16 protein-coding genes are annotated in these 23,244 nt (G+C 62.0%); 12 read left to right on the forward strand and 4 right to left on the reverse strand.

Annotated features, from left to right (window positions below; genetic code table 11):
• The first annotated feature begins 65 nt into the window (after positions 1 to 65).
• The 3 genes from EK416_RS13865 (at position 66) to EK416_RS13875 (ending at position 4,750) form a co-directional block, all read left to right on the forward strand.
• On the forward strand, positions 66 to 1,442 hold the full coding sequence (locus tag EK416_RS13865) for a glutamate--cysteine ligase (protein ID WP_127078470.1): 1,377 nt from the start codon (positions 66 to 68) through the stop codon (positions 1,440 to 1,442).
• Positions 1,443 to 2,103: 661 nt separating this feature from the next.
• Positions 2,104 to 2,979, forward strand: coding sequence for an outer membrane protein (locus tag EK416_RS13870; protein WP_127078471.1), 876 nt, complete (start codon positions 2,104 to 2,106; stop codon positions 2,977 to 2,979).
• A gap of 181 nt (positions 2,980 to 3,160) precedes the next feature.
• The gene (locus EK416_RS13875) at positions 3,161 to 4,750 is read left to right on the forward strand and encodes a bifunctional aminoglycoside phosphotransferase/ATP-binding protein (protein WP_164730029.1); all 1,590 of its coding nucleotides are present in this window, start codon (positions 3,161 to 3,163) and stop codon (positions 4,748 to 4,750) included.
• A gap of 54 nt (positions 4,751 to 4,804) precedes the next feature.
• On the opposite strand, the gene EK416_RS13880 is transcribed toward EK416_RS13875, so the two are convergent.
• Positions 4,805 to 5,419, reverse strand: a complete 615-nt coding sequence (locus EK416_RS13880; RefSeq protein WP_127078475.1) for a YqgE/AlgH family protein — start codon at positions 5,417 to 5,419, stop codon at positions 4,805 to 4,807.
• Between the two features lie 268 nt (positions 5,420 to 5,687).
• Between EK416_RS13880 and EK416_RS13885 the strand changes: the two genes are divergently transcribed.
• From EK416_RS13885 to EK416_RS13920, 8 genes are all read left to right on the forward strand, one after another.
• Positions 5,688 to 6,032, forward strand: coding sequence for a hypothetical protein (locus tag EK416_RS13885; protein WP_127078477.1), 345 nt, complete (start codon positions 5,688 to 5,690; stop codon positions 6,030 to 6,032).
• 513 nt (positions 6,033 to 6,545) lie between these two features.
• Positions 6,546 to 9,281, forward strand: a complete 2,736-nt coding sequence (locus tag EK416_RS13890; RefSeq protein ID WP_127078479.1) for a bifunctional acetate--CoA ligase family protein/GNAT family N-acetyltransferase — start codon at positions 6,546 to 6,548, stop codon at positions 9,279 to 9,281.
• Between the two features lie 128 nt (positions 9,282 to 9,409).
• Positions 9,410 to 9,811, forward strand: a complete 402-nt coding sequence (locus EK416_RS18245; protein ID WP_425376120.1) for a DUF2946 family protein — start codon at positions 9,410 to 9,412, stop codon at positions 9,809 to 9,811.
• Positions 9,812 to 9,881: 70 nt separating this feature from the next.
• Positions 9,882 to 12,098, forward strand: a complete 2,217-nt coding sequence (locus tag EK416_RS13900; protein WP_127078483.1) for a TonB-dependent receptor — start codon at positions 9,882 to 9,884, stop codon at positions 12,096 to 12,098.
• 273 nt (positions 12,099 to 12,371) lie between these two features.
• Positions 12,372 to 13,406 carry an N-acetyltransferase DgcN gene (gene dgcN, locus EK416_RS13905; protein WP_127078485.1) on the forward strand — a complete coding sequence of 345 codons (1,035 nt, stop codon included), beginning with the start codon at positions 12,372 to 12,374 and terminating at the stop codon, positions 13,404 to 13,406.
• 3 nt (positions 13,407 to 13,409) lie between these two features.
• The gene (dgcA, locus tag EK416_RS13910; protein WP_127078486.1) at positions 13,410 to 14,402 is read left to right on the forward strand and encodes an N-acetyl-D-Glu racemase DgcA; all 993 of its coding nucleotides are present in this window, start codon (positions 13,410 to 13,412) and stop codon (positions 14,400 to 14,402) included.
• A gap of 368 nt (positions 14,403 to 14,770) precedes the next feature.
• Positions 14,771 to 15,061, forward strand: coding sequence for a hypothetical protein (locus tag EK416_RS13915; RefSeq protein WP_127078488.1), 291 nt, complete (start codon positions 14,771 to 14,773; stop codon positions 15,059 to 15,061).
• A gap of 68 nt (positions 15,062 to 15,129) precedes the next feature.
• On the forward strand, positions 15,130 to 15,348 hold the full coding sequence (locus tag EK416_RS13920) for a hypothetical protein (protein ID WP_127078490.1): 219 nt from the start codon (positions 15,130 to 15,132) through the stop codon (positions 15,346 to 15,348).
• A 27-nt stretch (positions 15,349 to 15,375) separates the two neighbouring features.
• Here EK416_RS13920 and EK416_RS13925 read toward each other — a convergent pair whose 3' ends face one another.
• The 3 genes from EK416_RS13925 to EK416_RS13935 all read right to left on the reverse strand — a co-directional run bounded on the left by EK416_RS13925 (position 15,376) and on the right by EK416_RS13935 (position 21,287).
• On the reverse strand, positions 15,376 to 15,849 hold the full coding sequence (locus tag EK416_RS13925; protein ID WP_127078492.1) for a hypothetical protein: 474 nt from the start codon (positions 15,847 to 15,849) through the stop codon (positions 15,376 to 15,378).
• 436 nt (positions 15,850 to 16,285) lie between these two features.
• A complete protein-coding gene (locus EK416_RS13930; protein ID WP_164730030.1) occupies positions 16,286 to 19,450 on the reverse strand; it encodes a PAS domain S-box protein in 3,165 nt (1,054 codons plus the stop codon).
• A gap of 214 nt (positions 19,451 to 19,664) precedes the next feature.
• On the reverse strand, positions 19,665 to 21,287 hold the full coding sequence (locus EK416_RS13935; protein WP_210211004.1) for a chorismate-binding protein: 1,623 nt from the start codon (positions 21,285 to 21,287) through the stop codon (positions 19,665 to 19,667).
• Between the two features lie 332 nt (positions 21,288 to 21,619).
• Between EK416_RS13935 and EK416_RS13940 the strand changes: the two genes are divergently transcribed.
• On the forward strand, positions 21,620 to 23,242 hold the full coding sequence (locus EK416_RS13940) for a GMC family oxidoreductase (protein ID WP_127078498.1): 1,623 nt from the start codon (positions 21,620 to 21,622) through the stop codon (positions 23,240 to 23,242).
• The last annotated feature ends 2 nt before the right edge of the window (positions 23,243 to 23,244 follow it).

A 23,244-nucleotide genomic window follows, 5' to 3' on the forward strand; every position in this document is an offset into this window, starting at 1 on the left:
CCGTCTTACATTTCACTATAGTGTCGCCGAACCCCCGCACTCAGGCGGCGACAGGCAGGCCTCTCATGTTAGCGAACAGCGATAAAGCGCCTTTGATCGAAAGCCGCGACGATCTGGTGGCGGAGATTTCCAAGGGCGAAAAGCCGAAGTCGCACTGGCGCATCGGCTCGGAGCACGAGAAGATTCCCTTCTATCGCGATACGCTGCGGCCCGTGCCCTACGAAGGCGACGCGGGAATTTCGGCGTTGCTTCACGGCCTTGCGGAGCGTTTCGGTTGGAAGCCGGTCCACGATCTCGACAAGGTGATCGCCCTCGAAGCGCCAGCCGACAGTTCCGGCGGCTCCATCACGCTCGAACCGGGCGGACAGTTCGAGCTTTCCGGCGCGCCGCTCAAGACGCTGTTCGAAACCTGCGAGGAAGTCGGCCGTCATCTCGATCAGGTTCAGCAGATCGCCGATCCGCTCGGCATTTCCTTCCTTGCGCTCGGATTTTCGCCCGTGTGGACCATCGCCGAAACGCCACGCATGCCGAAGAGCCGTTACAAGATCATGACCGAATACATGCCGAAGGTCGGCGCTTACGGCCTCGACATGATGTATCGCACCGCCACCGTCCAGGTGAATCTCGACTTTGCGAGCGAGGCGGACATGGTCAAGAAGATGCGCGTCTCGCTCGCGCTTCAACCCATCGCGACGGCGCTCTTCGCCAATTCACCGTTCACCGAAGGCAAGCCCAACGGCTATCTGAGCTTCCGCAGCGCGGTCTGGCTCGACACGGACAATGCGCGCGCGGGAATGCTGCCCTTCGCGTTCGAGGACGGCATGGGCTACGAGCGCTATGTCGATTACGCGCTCGATGTGCCGATGTACTTCGTGCGGCGCGATCACAAATATATCGACGCGACAGGCCAGTCGTTCCGCGCCTTCCTTGAAGGGAAGCTGCCGCAATTGCCGGGCGAAAAACCCACCATCGAAGACTGGGCCGACCACCTCACCACGATCTTTCCCGAGGTCCGCCTCAAGCGTTTCCTCGAAATGCGCGGCGCCGACAGCGGCCCTTGGCATGCGACGCTCTGCGTGCTCCCGGCGCTTTGGGTTGGCCTCCTCTACGATCAGGCGGCGCTCGATGCGGCATGGGATCTCGTGAAGGACTGGACGGCCGAAGAGCGTCAGCAGCTCCGCAACGATGTCCCGCGCCTCGGCCTCGCCACGCCGTTCCGCGGCGGTACGGTGCGCGATCTGGCCAGCGCAACGGTGAGGATCGCCGAAGCGGGCCTTGCCTCGCGCGCCCGCGAGCATGGTTTCAAGGACGAAAGTTCCTTCCTGAAGCCGCTGCACGACATTCTGGAAAGCGGCCTTACGCAGGCTGACGTTCTGCTCCGGCGCTATCACCTCGAATGGGGCGGCGACGTGCGCCCGGTCTTTACCGAAAACGCTTACTGAAAACGAAATTCCATCTCGAAAACCTGAGAGCAGCGACTTTTCGCGGCCGCACTGGTGCGCGATCTCGCCAGAGCCACGGTGAGAATTGCCGGGGCGGGCCATAGCGCGCGCCGCGCTGGCGAAAGGCGTGAAGCCGCTTCCCGACACGACAAACAACAAGATAGAGCGCGCTTTTGATTTGATCGAAAGCGGATACCTCTCGCGCTTGCGAGCATGGGATCATTCCTGAAAGCGATCTTACGGCAGGCTGACGTCCGTCTCCGGCGTTATCGCCTGAATGAGGGGGCGATGTGCGCCCGTGCTTTACCGGAAACCCCGGCTGAAAAAACGAATCTCTTCTCTCGGAAACCTGGCGCCGAACGACTCGAATATCAGGAGCGATTCGTTACGAAATCTGTCGCTGCGCCCGAATTTCAGCAGTATTACAACCTATATACTATACTGGTTGCAGGTAATACTGTTGCCGTTTTTCAACAGATTTTTGCCACACCAAACGTCAACTCATTGAAATAGTTCATTTTTCTTTCCGCGTGCGCCTCCATTGTCGTGAAAAAGTGTACTTGCCTAATCTGACAATCTTGAGTTTAGAAAAACGCCATGCGATCACAATTGTCAGTTGAGTACACACATCGTCACAACTCGCGGGGAAATGAGGAGAGACATGACTCTCACGAAATTCGCACTGGTCAGCACTGTGGCCCTCGGCACGCTTTCAATCGCTGCCCAAGCCAATGCTGCCGATATCTATACTCCGAGCACCAAGGACGCTCCGATCGTGGTCGTTCCTCCGACATGGACCGGCTTCTACTTCGGTGGTCATCTCGGCGCTGCCTGGTCGCAGATCGACACGAACAAGAACACCTACTATGACGGTTACGAGTATTACGACCATCATAACCTCGTGGGCGTCGGATACGCGCCTTTCGGCGGCAATAACCTGAATGACCAGAACGCCTTCGGCGGCGGCCAGTTCGGCTATAACTGGCAGACGGGCGGCAACTTCGTCTTCGGTATCGAAGTCGACATCGGCGGTCTCGGCGGCGAAAACGAGAAGACGTTCTTCGGTCACACGTCTGATTATTTCTCCGGCGACCTTCAGGACGGGTTCGCCGTTCGGGTGAAGTCCGAAGGCGGCTTCTACGGCGACGTCACGGGCCGTCTCGGCTACGCCTGGGGCAACACCCTCCTCTATGCGAAGGGCGGTTTTGCGTGGATCCAGCCTGAGCTGAAGGTCAGTGTGGCAGCTTACGACAGCTCCACGGGCGATACTTACGGAATCAGCCGGACCTTTGACGACACCCTCACCGGTTGGACGGTCGGTGGCGGTCTCGAGTTCCTCCTGAACCCGAACTGGTCGGTCAAGGTGGAATACCTTCACTACAACTTCGAACTCGACAACAACCGCTGGAACTGGGGCGATACAGATTGGGCAGCCAACTCGTGGAAGCTGTTCAACAACGACCTGACAATTGACACCGTCAAGCTCGGCGTCAACTACAAGTTCGGCAGCGCTCCTGTGTACACGCCGCTCAAGTAGGCTGGGGCGGTACCGTCAAACTGAAGGCCCCCTTCGGCGGGGGCCTTTCTCTTTTGCCAATGGCGAGCCGGAGCCCGGCGACCGAACGCAAAACGCCGCGCATCCGCCGCGCAATTCCCGTTGCGCGCCAGCGTGAACGCGAAGATGATGGCCGGAGTGAATGAAAGGGAGCCGTTCTTCCTTGTCGAACTCCACGCACAACGGCAACGCGGGAAGCGCCGGACAGGCAGCCGTGATAGCCTTTCTCTCCGAGCCTGAAACCTACGGCGTTTCCGAGGTTGAGCGTATCGAGACCCACGGCGCCATTGTCTTTCTGGCGGGGGATCGTGCTTACAAGCTCAAACGCGCCGTCAAGCTTCCCTATCTCGACTTTTCGACGCTCGAAAAGCGTCATGCCATCATCTCTCGCGAATTCGGCATCAACTCCCATGCGTCGCCCGAGCTTTATCTGTCGATCCAGCCCGTGACACGGCGCGAGAACGGCGCGCTGGCGCTTGGCGCCCCCGGCGAAACGGTCGACTGGGTGCTCGTCATGCGCCGCTTCGATCAGACGCTCCTGCTCGACGCGCTCGCCCGCGATGGCCGTTTCGACCGCACGATCTCGGTGGATCTCGCCAACACAGTCGAGCATTTCCACCGCCACGCTTCCGTTGTGACGAACTCGGGCTTCGCGCGATCACTGCTCGGCGTTGCCGATACGCTGGAGGCGGCGCTTTGCGGTCCGGTGGCGCAATCCCACGGCGTGAATGTCTGCCCCTATATCGCGAAGCTGAGACGCGAACTCGACGATAATTTCGCTTTTATCGAGGCGCGGCAGCGCGAGGGCTTCGTGCGACGCTGCCACGGCGACCTGCATCTCAAGAACATCGTGCTGTGGGACGGAAAGCCGACGCTGTTCGACGCGCTCGAATTCGACGACAGGCTTTCCACGATCGACGTGCTTTACGATCTGGCGTTCCTGCTGATGGACCTGTGGCAGCGGGGGCTTAAGCTCCAGGCGAACATCATTCTCAACCACTACCTCGAAATGGCGGCGATCAGCGAAGTGAAGGGGTTGGCGCTGCTGCCGCTGTTCCTTTCGTTCCGCTCGGCGATCCGCGCGATGACGGGCATTCACGCGCTGACGGTTTGCGCGCCCCGCGACCACGACCGCCTTTTGCGCGAGGTTCGCGATTATTCGGCCTTTGCCGCCGGCGTCATCACGCCGAGCCAGCCGTCGCTCGTGGCTATCGGCGGCCTCTCCGGCACGGGGAAGACGACGGTAGCGCGTGAAGCAGCCCCGTTCATTGGGGCGGCGCCCGGAGCGCTCCACATCCGCACGGACGTCGAACGCAAGAGCATGCATGGCGTTCAGCTCACGCATCGCCTGCCGCGCGAGACATACACCCCGGAAAGCCGCGACGAAGTCTATCGCCGCGTTATCAAGAAAGCCGAAGTTGCGCTCGACAGCGGGCATTCTGTCATCCTGGACGCGGTGTTTCCCGAAGCGATCCAGCGCATTCGGCTTCTTGAAGTTGCACAGCGGGCGGGGGCCGGGTTCGTCGGCGTCTGGCTCGACGCAGGCCCGGAGATTCTCCGCGAGCGCGTCGTCGCACGCGAGGGCGATGCTTCCGACGCGGACATTGCAGTGGTCGAACATCAGTTGCGAACGATCGAGGCGCCTGCCGACTGGCTTCATGTCGACGCGAGCGGTGAAACGGGTGCGTGCGCCGCTGCTATCGTGCGGGAACTCGCCGCGAGAGCGTTTTCAAGCGGTGCGCACACCGGTTAAAAAGTTTAGGGGCTGCGGCTTTTCGCGAATAACGGCCGAAATGCGAAACCGGCCCTACGCACGGCCGGCGGCGCAGACAAGATGGGAAGGATCGATACCGATGCTCTCCATCGCACGATGATATTTCGTGTCGAGATCGGTGGCGAAAACGATATCCGGGTCGGCCGGACAATTCAGCCAATCGTTTTCCTGAATCTCGCGCTCAAGCTGGCCGGGCTCCCAGCCTGCATAACCGAGCGCAAGGATGGCATTGTTCGGCCCGCGCCCTCGGGCGATGGCGCGCAGGATGTCCACCGTCGCCGTCAGGCAAACGCCGTCGTTGATCGGAAGCGTTGCATCGGCCACGAAATAGTCCGAGCTGTGCAGCACGAACCCACGACTTATGTCGATGGGGCCACCGAGATGCACGGCCATCGCGTCCATGCGAATGGACGTCGGCCGAGACCAGCTCATGGGGATGTCGAGCTGTTCGAGCAGCTTCGTCATCGTGATGTGCGAGGCGCGCTGATTGACGATCAACCCCATCGCACCTTCTTCGGAATGAGCGCAGACGTAGATCACGGATCGATGAAAGCGCGGGTCCGTCGTCGAGGGCATCGCAACGAGAAGCTGCCCGTCGAGGTAGCCGTGGCTTTTGAAGCAGCCCATGTGACCGTGTCGTATTGCCATGTCCCTATGGTAGCGCCTCCGCCCGCTGGTTGTGAAGACGGGACTCGAAGAAATCCTGCGCGCGCCAACTCTTTGTGATGTCAGCGTTCCTGCTTCGATAACGGGATAAACCGCAAATCGGGGAGCGGGTTTCCGGCTGCGTAAATTGCGCGCAAGCGTAGCGGGATGGTCTCGGGCCTTGGCGAGGGCGAGCGCGGCAAGTTCGCCACATGCTTGTTGGCGCATGATCGAGATCGTTTCCGGAGCGCCGAAACACCGAGCTTGAGCTATGCACGTCATCGTCCAGATTTTGCAACTGATCCAGGATAGCGTTTATGCGGTTGCGCGCGTCGCCGGCTCGGCCTGGCAGTGGTGCCTGACGCAAATCATGGCCGTGCCGTGGGACCGGCTCGGTGACATGCCCGGATCGAAGGTAATCATCCTGCTCGGAAGCTCCGCCATCGTGTTCTATTTCATCTCGAAAGCGGCTCGGGAGCTTCTGGCCGCCGGTGAAAAGGCGTTCGCGGCGATCATGACGCTGTTTCAGGTTTTCGTGCGCGCCCTGCCGCCGATCCTCATCGCGGGCGCCACCGCCGCCGCCGGTTCGTGGGTGGTCAATAACGTCCATTTCTGAGCGTCCAGCCTGCTTCGCGCCTATCCCAAGACAAGAGCGGCGGACTTGAAATCGGCCTCGTTTTTATGGCGTGTGCGTCGCTGCAGAAAGCCTTACGGACTCGGAATGCGACTGAAGCCGCTGATCCGGTCGCATCAAAAGTCCCGCCGCCTCAGGTGATCCGGGCCGGCCGATCGCGATCCATTCCCAATGAAGCCCGCGCGAATTCTGTTGATCCTCGCGCATGGCCCGGCTCTCCGAGTTTCATGTCGTCTCTCCACGGTTTGTTACGAGTTCAGCATATGCGCCGCTTACCAAAGTATGAGATAAATCGCGTGGGCAACTCTGGCGCCGCGCAACGTGTCCTTTACCGTCACGGCCTGCGCAAGCGAACGGGCCCCTGCTCTGTTCGCGAGCATGCGCTGGCGGGCGGGCCTGATCGATGGCTGGGTTGTAGCGGGTTCCTTCGATGAATGCTCGCGGTTGCTCGGTCATGCCGTATATTTTTGACCGAGCCTCGACGGAGTGCCGCTTATGACTATCCGCAACCTCGATCTTCTCTTCAATCCCACCAATGTCGTCCTCATCGGGGCCAGCGAACGCCACGGGTCCATAGGGAAGCATGTGGCCGAAAACCTGCTCAAGGGCGGCTTCAAGGGCGAAATCGCCTTCATCAATCCGAAACGCGACGAGATCCTCGGAAAGCCGTGCTTCAAATCGGTCGACAGGCTTCCTTTTAATCCGGGCCTTGCCGTCATCGCGACACCGCCCGAGACTGTGCCGGGCGTCGTGGACGAACTTGGCCGCAAGGGATGCCGCGCGGCGGTGGTTATCACGGCGGGCGTCTCGGGCGACCTGCGCAAGCGCATGCTTGAGGCGGCGCGGCCGCATCTCTTGCGCATCATCGGGCCGAATTGCCTCGGAATGCAGGTGCCGCGCCTCGGACTCGACGCAAGCTTCGCTCAGGTGCTCGGCAAGCCGGGCAGCGTGGCGCTCGTTTCGCAGTCGGGCGCGATCACGACCGCGATGCTCGACTGGGCTGCCGTCGAAGGCGTCGGCTTCAGCCATGTGGTTTCGATCGGCGACGCGGCGGACGTGGATCTGGGCGACATGCTCGATTATCTCGCGGGCGAAACGACGAGCCGCGCCGTCTTCCTTTATATCGAATCCGTTGGCGACGCGCGGAAGTTCATGTCGGCGGCCCGGCGATGCGCGCGTGTCAAACCCGTGATCGCCATCAAGGCGGGACGCCATCCGGAAGGCGCGAAGGCCGCCGCATCGCATACCGGCGCGCTCGCAGGGTCCGACAACGTCTATGGCGCGGCGCTCCGGCGTGCGGGTGTGCTGCGCGTGACCGACCTCGACGCGATGTTCGACGCCGCCGAGATGCTCGCCTATGTGCCGTCGATGCCGGGCGACCGCGTGGCCGTCGTCACCAATGGCGGCGGCGCGGGCGTCCTCGCCGTGGACAGCCTGACCGATTTCCGTGGCGCGCTGGCGACGCTGGCTCCCGAGACAATCGACGCGCTGGACGCGGTGCTGCCGCCAACCTGGTCACACGGCAACCCCGTCGACATCATCGGCGATGCCGGGCCTGAACGCTACCGCGCGACCCTCGATGCCGTGCTCGCCGACCCGACCGCGGATGCCGTGCTCGTCATCAACTGCCCGACGGCTCTCGCCTCGTCGCTCGACGGCGCCAAGGCGGTCGTCGCGGCGGTGCAGGACATGCGCGCGAAGGGGAGGAACAAGCCCGTTATCGCCAATTGGCTGGCGCGCCAAGACGAAACCGGCATCCGCGACGCGTTCGCGGCGGCGAAAATCCCGTCTTATGAGACGCCCGTCGCTGCCGTTCGCGGCATGATGCACCTCGTCCATTACCGCCGGGCACAAACCGAGCTGATGCAGACGCCGCCCGCCCTGCCTGAAAACCTCGTTTTCGACGCGGGCGCCGTCAGCGCCGAAATCGCGCAGGTGCTCGCGGAAAAGCGCGATCTCATGACCGAGCCGGAGGCGAAGGCCGTGCTCGCCGCCTACGGTATTCCGACCGTGCCGACGCGCGTCGCGCGGACTCCTGAAGAAGCGGGCGAGGCGGCGGCCGAGCTTCTGCGCCGTTCGCCTTCGGTCGTGGTAAAGATTTTGTCGCGCAACCTCTCTCACAAGTCCGACATCGGCGGAGTTCGTCTCGATCTCATGTCCGCCGAAGCGGTCGAAACCGCCACGCATCAGATGCTGACGGCCATCGGAGAGGCAAGGCCCGACGCGATCCTCGAAGGCGTGACCGTGCAGCCGATGGTGCGCCGCCCGAACGCCTATGAACTCATCCTCGGCATAACGACCGACCCGACCTTCGGCCCGGTGATCCTATTCGGCGCCGGTGGAACGGGCGTCGAAGCCATCGGCGACACGGCCATGTCGCTGACGCCGCTCGACCTAAAGCTTGCGCGCGACCTCATCGCATCGACCCGCATTTACAAGCTTCTGAAGGGCTTCCGCGATCGTCCTCCGGTCGATCTCGACGGGCTGGCGCTGTGTCTCGTGAAGCTTTCGTCGCTTGCGGTGCAGCATCGCGCCATCCGCGAACTCGACATCAACCCGCTCCTGATCGACGCCAAGGGCATGATTGCGCTCGACGCCCGTATCAAGGTGGTCGACCCGGCTGAGCACAAGCCGGTGCCGTGCGCCATCCGGCCCTACCCCGTGCGATGGGAAGCGCACGAAACGCTGCTTGACGGCTCGCCGGTCACGGTCCGCCCGATACGCCCGGACGACGAACATTTCTACCCCTCGTTCATGAGTCACGTGACGCCCGAGGATTTGCGCCTGCGCCTGTTCAGTCCGGTGCGGCAGTTCTCGCACCATTTTCTGGCCCGCCTCACGCAGATCGACTACGCGCGCGAGATGGCTTTCATCGCGGTGCGTCCGGCAGAAAACGGCGGGCCGTCCGAAATGCTGGGTGTGGCGCGCTTCTTTGCCGACCCGGATTACGAGAAAGGCGAATACGCCGTGCTGATCCGATCCGATCTCAAGGGGCGCGGGCTCGGCTGGGTGCTGATGCGCCAACTCATCGGTTATGCGCGCGAGGAAGGGCTGAAGCAGCTTTATGGAAGCGTGCTGGAAGAAAATACGGGAATGCTCCAGATGTGCCAGGAATTAGGTTTTCATATCGCAAGAGACCCGGATGACGCCCGTGTTTTTGCCGTAACACTGGATCTTTCATCGCCCGCCGTTGACGAAGTTTTGAAGACTTGGCAGCATCACGTAAAATAAATCTATTCTTATTCTAAATGATGCTCAATGTGCGATATTCGGTCGCACGTTGAGCATCGCCTTATTCCTTTGCACTGTAACTTCCGAAATCGATAACGTTTCCCCAGCGAATTGGGCACGGTGGGGACATGCGCTCAAGGCATTGGATTTGCTCGTTAGCCATTATCGGCGTGCTGCTGCATGCCGGTACGCTTGCGCGCCACCATCTCGTCGTCTTCGGCGAGACGGTTGCGGCGGCGGAAAGGCTGGCGGCTGCCGAGGCCTTCGACGAACATGCGGTGTGTCGCTCCGGCGCTGAAGACGATAGCGCAGGCGAGCGGCAAGGAAACAAAGTGCCCGGCGCGCCGAAGTCTTGCCTCGTCTGTCTTGGCCTCGCGTTCGCGCACGCGCTGCCCCCTGCGGAAGCGCCTCCCTTCCCCCCGCCGCCTGCCTACGGCGCTGTTCTTCCGGCCATTCCCCTTCATGGTTCCCACGCGACGGCGAACGTCCGGCTGCCGCAAAGTCGCGCTCCTCCCTCTCTGCAAGTCTGATTGTTTCTGACGCGCATTCCGGCCGTGGGGGCCGCCGCGCGTGCGAATTCTTGCACTTGAGGGAATATCCATGTCGAAAGTCATCATCGCGGTGCTTGGCACCGCTGCCGCGGGGCTGTGCGCAGAGCACGCCCTTGCACAATCGAGCGACCGCCCGTCCACGCTGCCGCCCGTCACGGTGAGCACTGAAAAGGCAAAGAAGCCCGTAAAGAAGAAAGCGACGTCTTCGACCGAGGCTAACCGTGCGGCTGAGCCCGCGCCGCAAGACCTCGCCGGGCCGGAGCCGCAAACTCTCGCGAAGCCGCTGTCTGCGGCGGTGATTTCGGGCGCTACCCTCACGGAAGCCCGCCCCGGCGAACGCGACGCGGCCGCGCTTCTGACAGCCGCGCCCGGCGTGGCCGTCGCAACCGGCGGCGGCGTCTCCAGCCTTCCCGCCATCAACGGCCTCGGCGACGAGCGCATCCGCACCGAACTCAACGGCATGCTCATCACGTCGGCCTGCGCGAACCGCATGAACCCGACGCTGTCCTATATCGATCCATCGAGCATCGGCAAGGTGGAGGTCTACACGGCGCTTGCGCCGGTGAGCAAAGGCGGCGACTCGATCGGTGGCACGATCTCGGTCGAGCGCGCGCCCGCAAACTTCGCAACCGTTCCGGGCGAGGTGCTGACTGCGGCGACACTTTCGACATTCTACCGCAGCAATGGCGACGGCTTCGGCGGCTCGGCCCGCATCGAGGCGGCGACCCAGAACCTGAACGCCACGTATAACGGTGCGTGGAGCAAGTCGAGCAACTACGAGCGGGGCGGCGGCGAGGAAGTTCGCTCCACCGAATATGAGGCTGGGAACCACGCGCTCACGCTCACCGCGCGAGACGGCCGCGACCTCTACGTGCTCGAAGGCACCTACCAGAAGATCCCGGAGCAGGGCTTCGTGAACCAGTGGATGGACATGCTGGACAACGAGGGCTGGTCCTTGAAAGCGAGCGTCTTGCAGCATTACGGCTGGGGCACTCTCGATGCGCGCGCCTATTACCAGCACACCGACCATTACATGAATTTCCTTGCCGACAAGAACGGCGGCAAGGACGCCGGCCCCAACGAGGGCATGCCCATGTACACGCGCGGCGAAGACTTCGGCTATTCGGTGAAGGCCGAAATCCTGACCTCCCCGCGCGACAAGGTACGCGTCGGCAACGAGTTCCACGGCCAGACGCTCGACGACTGGTGGCCGCCGGTTGCGGGCAGCATGATGATGGGCCCAGACACCTACTGGAACATCAACGGCGGTGAACGAAACCGCGTCGGTACCTTCGCGGAATGGGAGCGCAAATGGACGCCATCGTGGAGCACTCTCTTCGGCGCTCGCAACGACATCGTCTGGATGGATACCGGCAACGTGCAGCCCTATAGCTGGACGTCGATGATGCAGAGTTCCGACATCGCCGCGGCTAAGGCTTTCAATGCGCGCGACCACGCCCGCACCGATGTCAACTTCGACCTGACGGCGCTTGCCCGCTACGAGCCGAACACGTCGAGCACCTACGAATTCGGCTACGCGCGGAAGACCCGCTCGCCTAATCTCTACGAGCGCTACGCGTGGGGCACGGGCATGATGTCGAGCATGATGGTCAACTGGTTCGGCGACGGCAACGGCTATGTCGGCAATCTCGATCTCAAGCCCGAGGTCGCCCACACGATCAGCGCTACGGCAGCCTGGCGCGCGGGTTCGGCCGGGGAGTACGAAGTCAAGGTCACGCCTTATTACTCCTACGTCGAGAACTTCATCGATGTGGACGACACCGGCAACATGATGTTCACGCAGCTTAAATTCGCCAACCACGATGCGGAACTCTACGGCGTGAACGTCTCCGGCAAGGCTCCGCTGTGGTCGAGCGAAAGCTATGGCCGCTTCGGCGTGAACGGACTCATCGGCTGGGTGGAAGGCGAGCGCACCGATGGCGTGAACCTCTATCGCATTCAGCCGCTCAACGCGAAGGGCGCCCTCACGCACAGCCTCGGCAACTGGTCGAACACGGCGGAACTGCAACTCGTCGCGGCGAAGGACAAGGTGCAGTCCCTCCGCAACGAGCTTGAGACGCCCGGCTATGCGCTCCTGAACCTGCGCACGAGCTATCTCTGGGGCAATGTGCGCTTCGACCTCGCCGCCGAGAACGTGTTCGACAAGCTCTATTACCAGCCACTCGGCGGGGTGGACCTCGTGGACGGCGGCGCGGTGGCGGGCGTGGGCCGCTCGTTCAATGCATCCGTCACGGTGAAGTTCTAAGAAACGCGCCGTCGCGAAAATTGTAAAGAACGCTCGACAAGCCGGGGCACCGTTCGGTGCTCCGGTTCTTTTTGACGGGCATGTCGAATGGCGGCCCTGCATTCTCCGCGCCTTGAACGCCCGTGCGCGCGCACCACCTGCGCCCTGTGCGATGGCGACCGGCCAAGCCCGGCGCACCCGGCGCCCATCGTGCCGCTTGGCGCCCATCGTGCCGCTTGGCACTCATCGTGCAAAAGGACTATGATCCCGCATCGAATTTTCTCAGGGGGCTCCATGCTCATTCGCCATCCCTATCTGCTTTTTCTGAGTGACGTTCCCGATCAGCTTTCTGCCAAGACCGCGCAAGGCATCGTGGACTGGCGACGCGACTGGTGCCTCGGCCAGCTCCGTCTTCCGGGCTGCAAGGCCGACACCGGCCTTCCGGACAAGACCATTCAGCAGGCGGCCGATGAGGGCGCCAGGACGCTGATCGTCGGCGTTGTCAACGCGGGCGGCATTCTGCCGGATCACTGGATCGGCGTCATTCAAGAGGCGCTTGCGGCAGGGCTCGATGTGGCGAGCGGGCTGCATGTGCGGCTGTCGTCCATCCCGGCGATTGCGGATACCGCGCGCGAATGCGACCGCGAGCTGTTCGATGTGCGTCATTCGGATCAGCGTTTCGCCGTCGGCAAGGGCACCAAGCGCTCGGGCATGCGGCTTCTCACTGTCGGAACCGATTGCTCGGTCGGCAAGAAATACGCCGCGCTGGCGCTCGAAAAGGAAATGCGCGCGCGGGGCTTCGACGCCGACTTCAAGGCGACGGGGCAGACGGGCGTCTTCATCTCGGGGCGCGGTGTCGCCATCGACGCGGTGGTCGCCGATTTCATTTCGGGCGCCGTGGAATGGATTTCGCCCGCCGCCGATATCAGCCATTGGGACTTGATCGAAGGGCAGGGTTCGCTGTTCCATCCGTCCTTTGCGGGCGTGTCGCTCGGCCTCCTGCACGGAGCGCAGGCCGATGCGTTCGTCGTCTGTCATGAGCCGACGCGGAGAACCATGCGCGGCGTCGCTCATCCGCTGCCGACGATCCGCGAGGTGATCGACATGACGGTTCGGCTCGGGGCGCTCACCAATCCCGGAATCCGGCCCATTGGCATTTCCGTCAACACGCAGGCGCTTGACGAGAAAACCGCGACCGAAACCCTCAAACGGTTGCAGGACGAGCATTTCCTTCCCGCTACCGACCCGATCCGCTTCGGCGTCGGTCCGATCGTTGATCGTATCGCTGCGGACTTTCCGTTGACGCGCGGCGCGGTCAAGGTCGGCTGAGCGATGCGCAGGCTCTCCGTCGCCATCGAAAGCTGGCCCATCGCGGGGGCGTTCACGATCTCACGCGGCAGTCGCACGGAAGCGCGCGTCGTGGTCGCCACCGTCGAGGACGGCGGCGTGCATGGGCGGGGCGAATGCGTGCCTTATCCGCGCTACGGCGAAACCGTCGAGGGCGTCGCCGCGAAAATCGAAAGCTTCGGCGAAGCGATCGCGGGCGGGGTGACACGAGCGGAGCTTCTGACCCTGCTCCCGGGCGGTGCGGCGCGAAACGCGCTCGACTGTGCGCTGTGGGATCTGGAAGCGAAGCTTGCGGGCAAGCGTGTCTGGGATCTTGCGGGCATTGCCGCGCCTCAACCCGCCACCACCGCCTATACGCTGAGCCTCGGCGATCCTGCCTCAATGGAGGAGGCTGCGCGCGCGGCCAGACACCGCCCGCTCCTCAAGGTCAAGCTCGGTGGAGCGGGCGACGCGGAGCGCATCGCCGCCGTTCGCAGAGGCGCGCCGAATGCCGCGCTTATCGCGGATGCCAACGAGGCATGGAACGACGCGGTGTTCGCGGAAAATCTGGCGGCCTGCCGCGCCGCCGCAGTCTCGCTCGTGGAGCAGCCGCTTCCGGCCGGAGCGGACGCCCGCCTCGCCGATGTCGCGGACGAAGATCGGGGCTCCATCCGTTTCTGTGCCGACGAAAGTATCCACACAGCTGCGGACCTCGGCCAGATCGCGGCGCGATATCAGGCGATCAACATCAAGCTGGACAAGACGGGCGGGCTCACCGCTGCGCTGGAACTCAAGCGTGAGGCGCTCGGCCGCGGACTGTCGATCATGGTCGGCTGCATGGTCGGCACGTCGCTTGCGATGGCGCCCGCGCTGTTGCTCGCCAACGGGGCCGACTATGTGGACCTCGATGGCCCGCTGCTGCTGGCGCGGGATCGCGACCCCGGCCTTGCCTTTGAAGGCAGCGTCATCGGCGCACTGCCTTCCGCTCTCTGGGGGTAACGGCACGCTCGGGGTAGGAGGCGCGGAGGCCGCCCTTGTTGGGCGCCCTCGATGCGGCGATCAGCCGTGCCGCCCAAGCATGCGGCGAATTGCTTCACAGCTCTTGATTCAAAACTAACCGCGGTCTCGGATTGAACGTGCCGAAGCGCCGGGAAGCCTTCAAATTATCCGCACCCCAGCGGAGCGAATTTGACATTTGAGTTCCGGTTGCTGCGAGTTCTCGCTCAAATGTCGAATTCAAAATCTCCAATAAACTCATGGTGTTGTCGCCGCGTGGGGCAGTTATCTTAAGGAGCCCAAGCCGGTCGGATCGGGCTTCTGGAAAGCAGGTGCGAGGTGTCATGCGTTCCGTTTGTCTGAAGGTTGCCATGCTGTCGGCCGCGCTGAGTTTTTCTGCTGGCTGTCCTGCCAATGCCGAGGAAGAACGTGACAGCTATCTTCCTCCAAAGGAACTCGTTGCGAAAGAAGCACCAGCACCCGTGAAGAAAGTCGATCGCGGAGCTGTTGCCGCAGTTGAAAGGCGCGCCAGAACTACCGCGCGGCAGCAAAAAAGATACTTGAATCGCCCTCAAAAACGCGTGGTAAGGGTTGGTAAGGGTGGATATGCAAAACGATACGTTGTATACGATTTTCCGATGCAATCCTTTGGCGCATATTAGTTAGAGACTTTTAGTCAGGCACCGTCGCTTTGGTTTGTGAACCGAAAGCGCATTTTGAGGAGTCGATAATGTCTTTTCTGAAGGCGAAGCAATACTTATCCCGTTTTTGGAAGAAATACGTAGTGGCCGAGGATCACGACGAAGCTGAACGCATGCGTCAGAAGCGCATCGACAATATCATGCTGGATGTAATTGCGCGCGAGTCCATGCTCAAATGGGAAAGGGAACGGTTCAACGAAGTCACAAAGAAGCAATCCGATAGCAAGAGAACATCTCTCATGCTTTGACCGGATCGCCTTCTTTTTCCAGAATGTTCAGCCTTCCAGAACCTCATAGACGGCGGGCGCCTTGGCGGATCCCGTTCGGGTCGTGCGGATGAAGTTCTTCTTTTCGAGAGACTGAAGAACGGAATGAAGCGATCCGAGAGGAATCTTGGCTGCGCTGGCAAGGGAAGCGGCGCGCATTTCGACTTCGTTGTTTTCATTCTTGCGGCTACGGAGCGTTTTCAAAACCGCGGCCTGACGCTCGCTCAATTCCGAGACCACATCGCTGGTGCCCGCTTCCACGTGACTGGCGGACGAACGCCTCGGCTCCGCTTTTGCTTCGGCGCGCACCGGGGATTCGGCCGAAGTCTTGCTGCTTTCTTTCGCGGCATAGTCTCGCGCGCGCTCTTCGTCAAAGAAGGTCGCTACGACTTCCAGCTTTCTCTGATCGCCAGCTTCGACCGCCACCACTGCATAGCTGCCGTCGTCGAATGCGACCGTCTTGAACGTACCACCAATTGCCATGACTTTCCTCATTTGCCCGTCTACTTGCCCTCTCCACTACCATTGCCGATAGTGCCAAGAAGGGGCGATGCCGCTTGAGCATTCCCGTATACATTTCTGAAATCGCACGCACACTAACCCGAAATTGGTTTCAAATCTGTTCGTGTAGCCTTCACTGGCCAGGGGGTTGCTGGCGGTTCTTTTGATCCCGGCGTTTGCAGCGTGCTGCAAACGGATGCACATGTCGGAATCGGACCACCGGTCTGGCGATCTGACGAGACAGTTTGTTTCGGGATCAAAGAAAGTGAAACGCTTACATCATAATGGTCGGAATTTGCCCATGATGAAGCGGACCCGTTCCAAGCAACGGAATGTGATCAGGGAGTTATCGATCTTGATCGGAGACAAGAGCCAGAGGTCTCTGCTTGAAAGCCAGCGTCCATCTTTCTGACGTCAATCAGATCACCGGCCACGGGCTATCTTCACGCATGAGGCGGAGCAACTCGGTCTTGAGAATGTCCGGTCGCAGCGGCTTCGCAAGCGCGGGCACGCCATGAAACGCCAGCGGAAGCTGGTCGAGCGAGTACCCCGATACGATCACGAACGGAATACCGCGCCGATTGAGTTCGAGCGCGACGGCTTCCGATGTTTCCGCTCCGAGATTGATATCGAGCACAGCAGCGCTGAAACGGAATTCCTTCAGAATTTCCAGGGCTTGCGCCACACTGCGCGCCGGCCCCAGAACGTCGAACTGCGCTTCCCTCAGCGTCTGCACGATTTCGAGGGCGACGAGCGCTTCGTCCTCCACGACAAGAACGTATCCGCGCCCCGACTGCGGCCCCATCGGCAGAGGCTTGGCTGGAACGGAAGCTGCTGATCGTCCCTCGACCACGTTCTTCAGCGGGCATTGCAGGCGCCAGATCACACCGGTCGGCTCGAAGTCAAACTGAACCTGCGCATCGAGGCTCATTTCGGTCATCGGCCCGAGAACGGTGGAGCCGAAACCTTCCTTGGCTCGACTGTTAACGCGCGGTCCATGCGCCTCGCGCCATTCCAGTTCGAAGCTGTCGGAATCGTCACACGCGTCGTGCCGTGCGGACCAGCTGACGTGGATCGTGCCCTCGCCTGAAGAGAGCGCGCCATATTTTCCCGCGTTCGTCGCGAGTTCATGCAAAGCCATTCCGAGCGTCTGAGCCGCCGAAGCCGAAATGAACAGCGGCGGACCGTCGAGCGAGATCCTCTGTCCAATGGCGTCGAGAAAATGCGCAAGCTGAGAACGGATCAGTTCCGCGAGAACGACGCCTTTCCACTCCGATTTGACAAGCAGATCCTGCGCGGCCGCAAGGGCGCGCACGCGCTCCTCGAAGCGCTCAAGAAAGTCTTCGGCGTTGGTGGATACGGTTTGCCGCGCGATAGCCTGAACGAGGGCGAGCATATTCTTGGATCGATGGTTCACCTCCCTCAGCAGAAGCTGCACTTCTTCCTCATGCCGCTTCCGCTCGGTGATGTCGCGAATTGTGCCGGTAAAAAAGCGCTTGCCGGCAAAATGCCATTCCGCGATGGCCGTATCGGCCGTGAAGACGGTGCCATCCTTCCGCCTGTGCATGAGTTCGCGGCCGGTACCCATTAGCATCGCTTTGCCGGTTTTCAGATAGTTGGCGATGTAGGAATTGTGGAGTGCGAGGTTCTGCTCGGGCATCAGAATTCCGATATTCTGGCCGGCGAGTTCTTCTTCGCTGTAGCCGAAGATGCGTTCTCCGGACGGATTGATCGACTGGATCAGCCCTGCATCGTCAATGACGATGATTGCATCGACGGCGGTGTCCACGATCGCGCGCAGACGTTCTTCGCTCTCCTTTCGTGCATCGTCAGCACGACAGCGTTCCAGAAAGTCCGTGGCCTGGCGAACGAAGAGAGCGAGCCGCTGAAAATCCTGTTCCGAAAGATCGTGCGGCTGCGAAAACTGAGTGGTCAGCAATCCCAGAACTGTACCGTCCCGCACAACGAGAGGACAAAACTGGGCCGCCCGGAATCCCAGGATCTTGGCTACCTCCTGGTACTGTGGGGGCTGGAGCCGGGGATCGGTTTCGATATCCCTGATGGTGAGCGTTTCGCCGCTTCGTATAGCGTCGGCGAGAACGGGATAGTCGTCGATCCTGGTCTCATCGAAGGCACTGACGATTGCCTCGTCATAGCCTCGGACGGCTGCAAGGCGGATGATGCCGCGCTCGGCGTCGTAAACATGAATCCCTCCGCGATCCGCTCCCAGAAGCTCGATGGCCGCGCCGAGCACTTCATCGAGCCCGCTTGCCAGATCGCGCGCGCGCCAGAGCCTCGAACTCGCGTCATTGAGGCGGCGAAGCGCCTCCGCGTCGCGCGCCAGCGTCGCTTCGCTGTCGCGCAGGGCTTTTTCCGCAAGCTTCCATTGCGTGCAGTCGAAAAACGCTCCCACAGCGCCCCGAATCTCTCCGTGCTCGTCGAAGAGTGGCAAGGCGTTGCCATAAATGAAACGCGTGCTGCCATCGGCATAGTGAAGTTCTACATCCTCGCCAAAAAAAGAGCGCCCGGTCTTCGCCGCCCAATGAAGCGGAAAATCGCCCCTCTCGATGAGGCGTCCGTCCTTCAGTGCCCTGACGAGGCGTGGCATTCCTTCAACCGTAACTTTCGCGGGCATCCCAAGAATGTCCTGCGCCATGCGATTGAGGCTGAGGCGCGAGCAGGCGCGGTCTTCTCCGAAAATCACGCCAGCCGGGACCGCTTCAAGCACGGCTTCGAGATCGTGCCGCCTGAGCCGCTCCCGACGCTCGCTCTCGCGCAGCGCCTCCTCGGCTTGCTTGCGTTTCGTTATGTCCGTCGCGAGGACTATTGCGAAGCGCGCTCCGCCTCCGCTCTCATCGGGCAGCAGGGAAACGATCTTGTGGGTCCAGACCGACTGGCCGCTTTTGTGCACATAGCGGCCTTCAACGTCGATGAACGAGATTTCGCCCGCCTGAAGTGCCCGAGCGAGTTCGAACTGCTCCGCGAAATCGTCGGGATGGAACAGCTCGGAAAAATGCTTCGCGCGAAGCTCGCTCTCCGAATATCCGACCAGCTTGCTGTAAGCGGGATTGCATTCGAGAAAACGGCCATCGGGTCCGGTGATGGCGATTCCGGCGAGCGAATATTTGTAGATGCTGCGGAACCGGCTTTCCCAGAGGGCGCGGTCCATTTCGGCCCGTCTCTGCTCCGTCACGTCGATCAGCGTGCCGATGGAGAGCGCCACCTTGCCCGTCGCCGGATTGACGGGACCGAGCGATTGCCCCCTGTCCAGAAGCCAGCGCACCTCCCCACCCGGACGCACGATGCGGAATTCGTTGTGATACCGTCCCACCGTTCGCACAATGGCCTTCGCCGCCCGATGAATGCGCTCGCGGTCTTCCGGGTGGATGCAGGGGAGCACGCTGTCCATGCACGCCTTGCTATCCTCGGGAATGCCGAGGAGGCGCCGCATATAGCCGGACCAACGCACCTTTTCGTTGTCGATGTCGTATTCGTAAATGCCGAATCCGGCCGCTTCGCTGGCGAGCTCAAAGCAATGAAGGGCACCTTCCAGCGCAGAGAGGCCTGTTCTTTTGTCGCTCATTCCGTTCATTTCACTTGATGAGCCTGCCCTCTTTTTCAGGCTCGCGCGTCGAGAGACGCTGTCGAAATATCAATGATCAAGCTACCCCAAGCTTCAACAGGAAAGGAACCGCCTATGTAAGGAATTTGAACCTGCGTTCAACGCACGCCGCGCGGCTTAATGCCGGGACTGGCACCAGCGGCAGCGCCGCTGTTGTCCTGTCGAAAAAGGAAGATTACTGAAATCGCAGGCGAACGGAAATCAATCCTCGAAGAGTGTTAAGAAACATAACGTTGCTTGCTTCGATAATATCCTTTCTCGTTAACACGTCTTCGCTGACATCACCACGGGCGAGAAGCTCCGCGCGGAGCGTTCCCGGCAAGAGGCCGCAGGTTTCAGCCGGTGTAACGAGCTTGCCGTTGCGCATGATGGCGACATTGCCCCTAGTAAACTCCGTGATCTCGCCTCGCTCGTTGAAGAGGAGCGTGTCGAAGACGGCGCCATCCTTCGGGGCATGCGCTTCGTAAACGGCGCGGTTCGTCGTCTTGTGCCGCAGGAATTCGTCATCGCTTGAGACGGGCGATTGCGCGAACACCACGAAGGGATCGGCGGGCGTGGCGGGAAGCGGCCCGGTTTCAAGCGTCAAGGCACCCTCCCGCGAGAGGAGAAGTCGCAGGCGATGCGCGCCCGTCGCGTGGTCTGCGCAAATGTCGGCCACAGCGCGGCGCACCTCGTCTTCGTCGAAGGGAAAGCCGAAATGCTCAGCCGCGCGGGCGAGCCTCGCCATGTGACGATGCAGAAGAACAATCGCGCCGTCATCGATCTTCATCGTTTCCAGCAGTTCAAAAGGGGCGCTCGCGCGAAGAAGGAAACGGCGCTTCATGATGCACTCCTCATATTCGTCGGCCGCGTTCGAATCCCATGTCACGCCGCTGCCGACCCCGCAGGTGGCGGTGCCGTTCGCGATCGCGACCGTTCGGATGCCGACGCTGAAAGTCGCCGCACCGCCGGGTTCGATAACGCCGAGCGCCCCGCAATAGGGGCCGCGCGGGCCGGTTTCGAGCGCCGCGATGGATTTCATCGCCGCGATCTTCGGCGCGCCGGTGACGGAGCCGCAGGGGAACAGGGCGGCGAAGATGTCGGCGAGTGCGGTCCTCGGGCGCGCGGTGCCGGTGACGGTCGACGTCATCTGCTGCACGGTGGAGAGCTTCTCGATGGAGAACAGCTTCGGCACACTTACGGTGCCGTCCACGGCGACGCGCGCGATGTCGTTGCGCAGAAGGTCCACGATCATCAGGTTTTCGGCGCGCTCCTTCGGCGAGGCCAGCAGCGCATCCGGGGGCGCGTCGGCGTGCGCGGTGCCCTTCATGGGCCGGGTGAGGATCGCGCGGGTTCGCGGTTCCCACGCGAAGAACAATTCCGGCGAGACGGACGCGATCTGCCATGGAAGCGCGGAACAATCGCCGAAATCGAGATAAAGCGCGTAGGCGTGCGGCTGGGCGCGGCGCAAGGCGTCGAACAGGCCGCGCGGGTCGCCATCGAAGCGCGAGGCGAGGCGCATGGTCAGATTCACCTGATAATGCGCACCGTCGGCGATGCCGTCGTGAATGGCCGCGATTTTTTCGCTGTAGTCGGCGCGCGTCATGTCTGCCCCCCAGCCCGAGCAAGCGAAGGCGGCGGGCGCTTCTTGCCACGGCTTCGGAGCATCGAACACGGCGAAGGCCGCGAGCGGAAAGCGCGGGTCGGGTGCAAGTGTCGTTAGCGCCATGTCGAACGCCGCTGCTGCTTCATAGGCCACGAAGCCGACGGCCCAACGCCCCTGTTGCGCGTGGTTTTCCGCCGCGCGAAGAACCGGCACGACATCGGCGGCGCGCTCGGCGACGAGCAGTTCGCGCGGCCCGGCGAAGCCAAGGCTAAGCGGCGGCGCATCGTCCTTCGGAAAATCGATTAAGGCGCGGGCGTACAGCGGACGATCCTGAGGCTTCGGAGTGCTGGCCGGAGCCTACCAACCCGACCGGCCGCTGCAAATCACGTTTTATGATCGGCCCCTGGGGTATCGGCGAAGTGGCGGCCGGACTGAAACGCCCACCCCCGGCGAAAGACGAAGACGCGGCTTGACCGGGCAGGGCTTGCGCGCGACACGCGCCGGGAGCACTCTGAGCGAAAAAGATACATAAGCTCGGAGGAAACATGGGCTACGATTATGTCATCGCCGGGGGCGGTTCGGCGGGTTGCGTGCTCGCGAACCGGCTCTCCGCCGATCCGTCGATCAAGGTCGCGCTTCTCGAAGCGGGAGGCCGCGACTGGAATTTTCTCATTCATATGCCGTCCGGTTATGCGGGCCTGATGCGAACGGGCTGGGTCGACTGGGGCTATCACACCGAGCCGCAGGCGGGCCTGTACGGGCGTCGGCTTTATTGGCCACGCGGCAAGGTCCTCGGCGGCTCAAGCTCCGTCAACGCGATGATCTACATTCGCGGCGTGCCGAGCGATTACGACACGTGGGCGCAGCTCGGCAATCGCGGCTGGGCGTGGGACGATGTGCTGCCCTATTTCAAAAAGGCGGAAAACTATTCAGGCGGCGCGGACGAGTATCACGGCGGCGACGGCCCGCTGAAGGTGTCGCGGCCGGGCGTCGTCAATCCGCTGAACGTGGCATGGATCGAGGCGGGCCAGCAGGCGGGCCACCCCTACACGGACGATTTCAACGGCGCGTCGCAGGAAGGCTTCGGCCCCATCGACTGCACGGTGTCGAACGGCCGCCGCGCGAGCGCCGCGGTGTGCTATCTGAAGCCGGTGATGGACCGGCCGAACCTCACCGTGATCACGCGGGCGCAAGCAACGCGCATCATCGTGGAAAGCGGACGCGCGGTCGGCGTGGAATATGCGCACGGCCGCGAGAAGCGCACCATTCGCGCCGCACGCGAGGTGATCGTCTCGGGCGGCGCGATCAACTCGCCGCAATTGCTGCTGCTCTCGGGCATCGGCCCGGCGGACGAGATCGCACCGCACGGCATCAGGCCGGTGCATCACCTTCCCGGCGTCGGCAAAAACCTTCAGGATCACATCCACGGCGCGATCAAGCACTACTGCCCGAAGCCCGTCTCCTACTATAACATCGTCAAGCCGAGTGCGCTCCTGCGGCACGTCGCTTACTATCTGATGACGCACAAAGGGCCCGCGTCGATCGTGGGGCTGGAATCGCTCGCCTTTCTCAAGACGCGGCCCGAGATTGTTGCGCCGGATGTGCAGTATCACTTCGCGGCGATCCTTTACGCCGATCACGGGCGCAAGATGATCCAGCGCCATGGATATATGGGCTATTACAACGTGCAGCGGCCCGAGGCGCGTGGCGAGATCGCGCTGAAATCGGCGGACCCGCTGGCGCATCCGGCGATCCAGCCGAACTATCTTCAAAACGAGGCCGACCTGCGCACGTTGCGAGACGGTTTCAAGATGCTGCGCGATGTCTTCGCGCAACCCGCGTTCGATCCGTATCGCGGCGAGGAATGGCAGCCGGGCGCGAAGGTGCGCACCGACGCCGAAATCGACGATTACAACCGTCGCACGGCAGAGACGATCTATCATCCGATCGGCACCTGCAAGATGGGGCAGGACGCCATGGCGGTGGTGGACGAGACGCTTCGCGTGCGCGGGCTGGAGGGACTGCGCGTGGTGGACGCATCGATCATGCCGCGCCTCATCAGCGGCAACACCAACGCGCCGACGATCATGATCGCTGAAAAAGCGGCGGATATGATCCTGTCGGGAGCGATAGCGTCTTCCTCGGATGACGCTGCGCTGGCGGCGTGACG

It is taken from the genome of Rhodomicrobium lacus (genome assembly GCF_003992725.1).
Lineage (GTDB): Bacteria > Pseudomonadota > Alphaproteobacteria > Rhizobiales > Rhodomicrobiaceae > Rhodomicrobium > Rhodomicrobium lacus.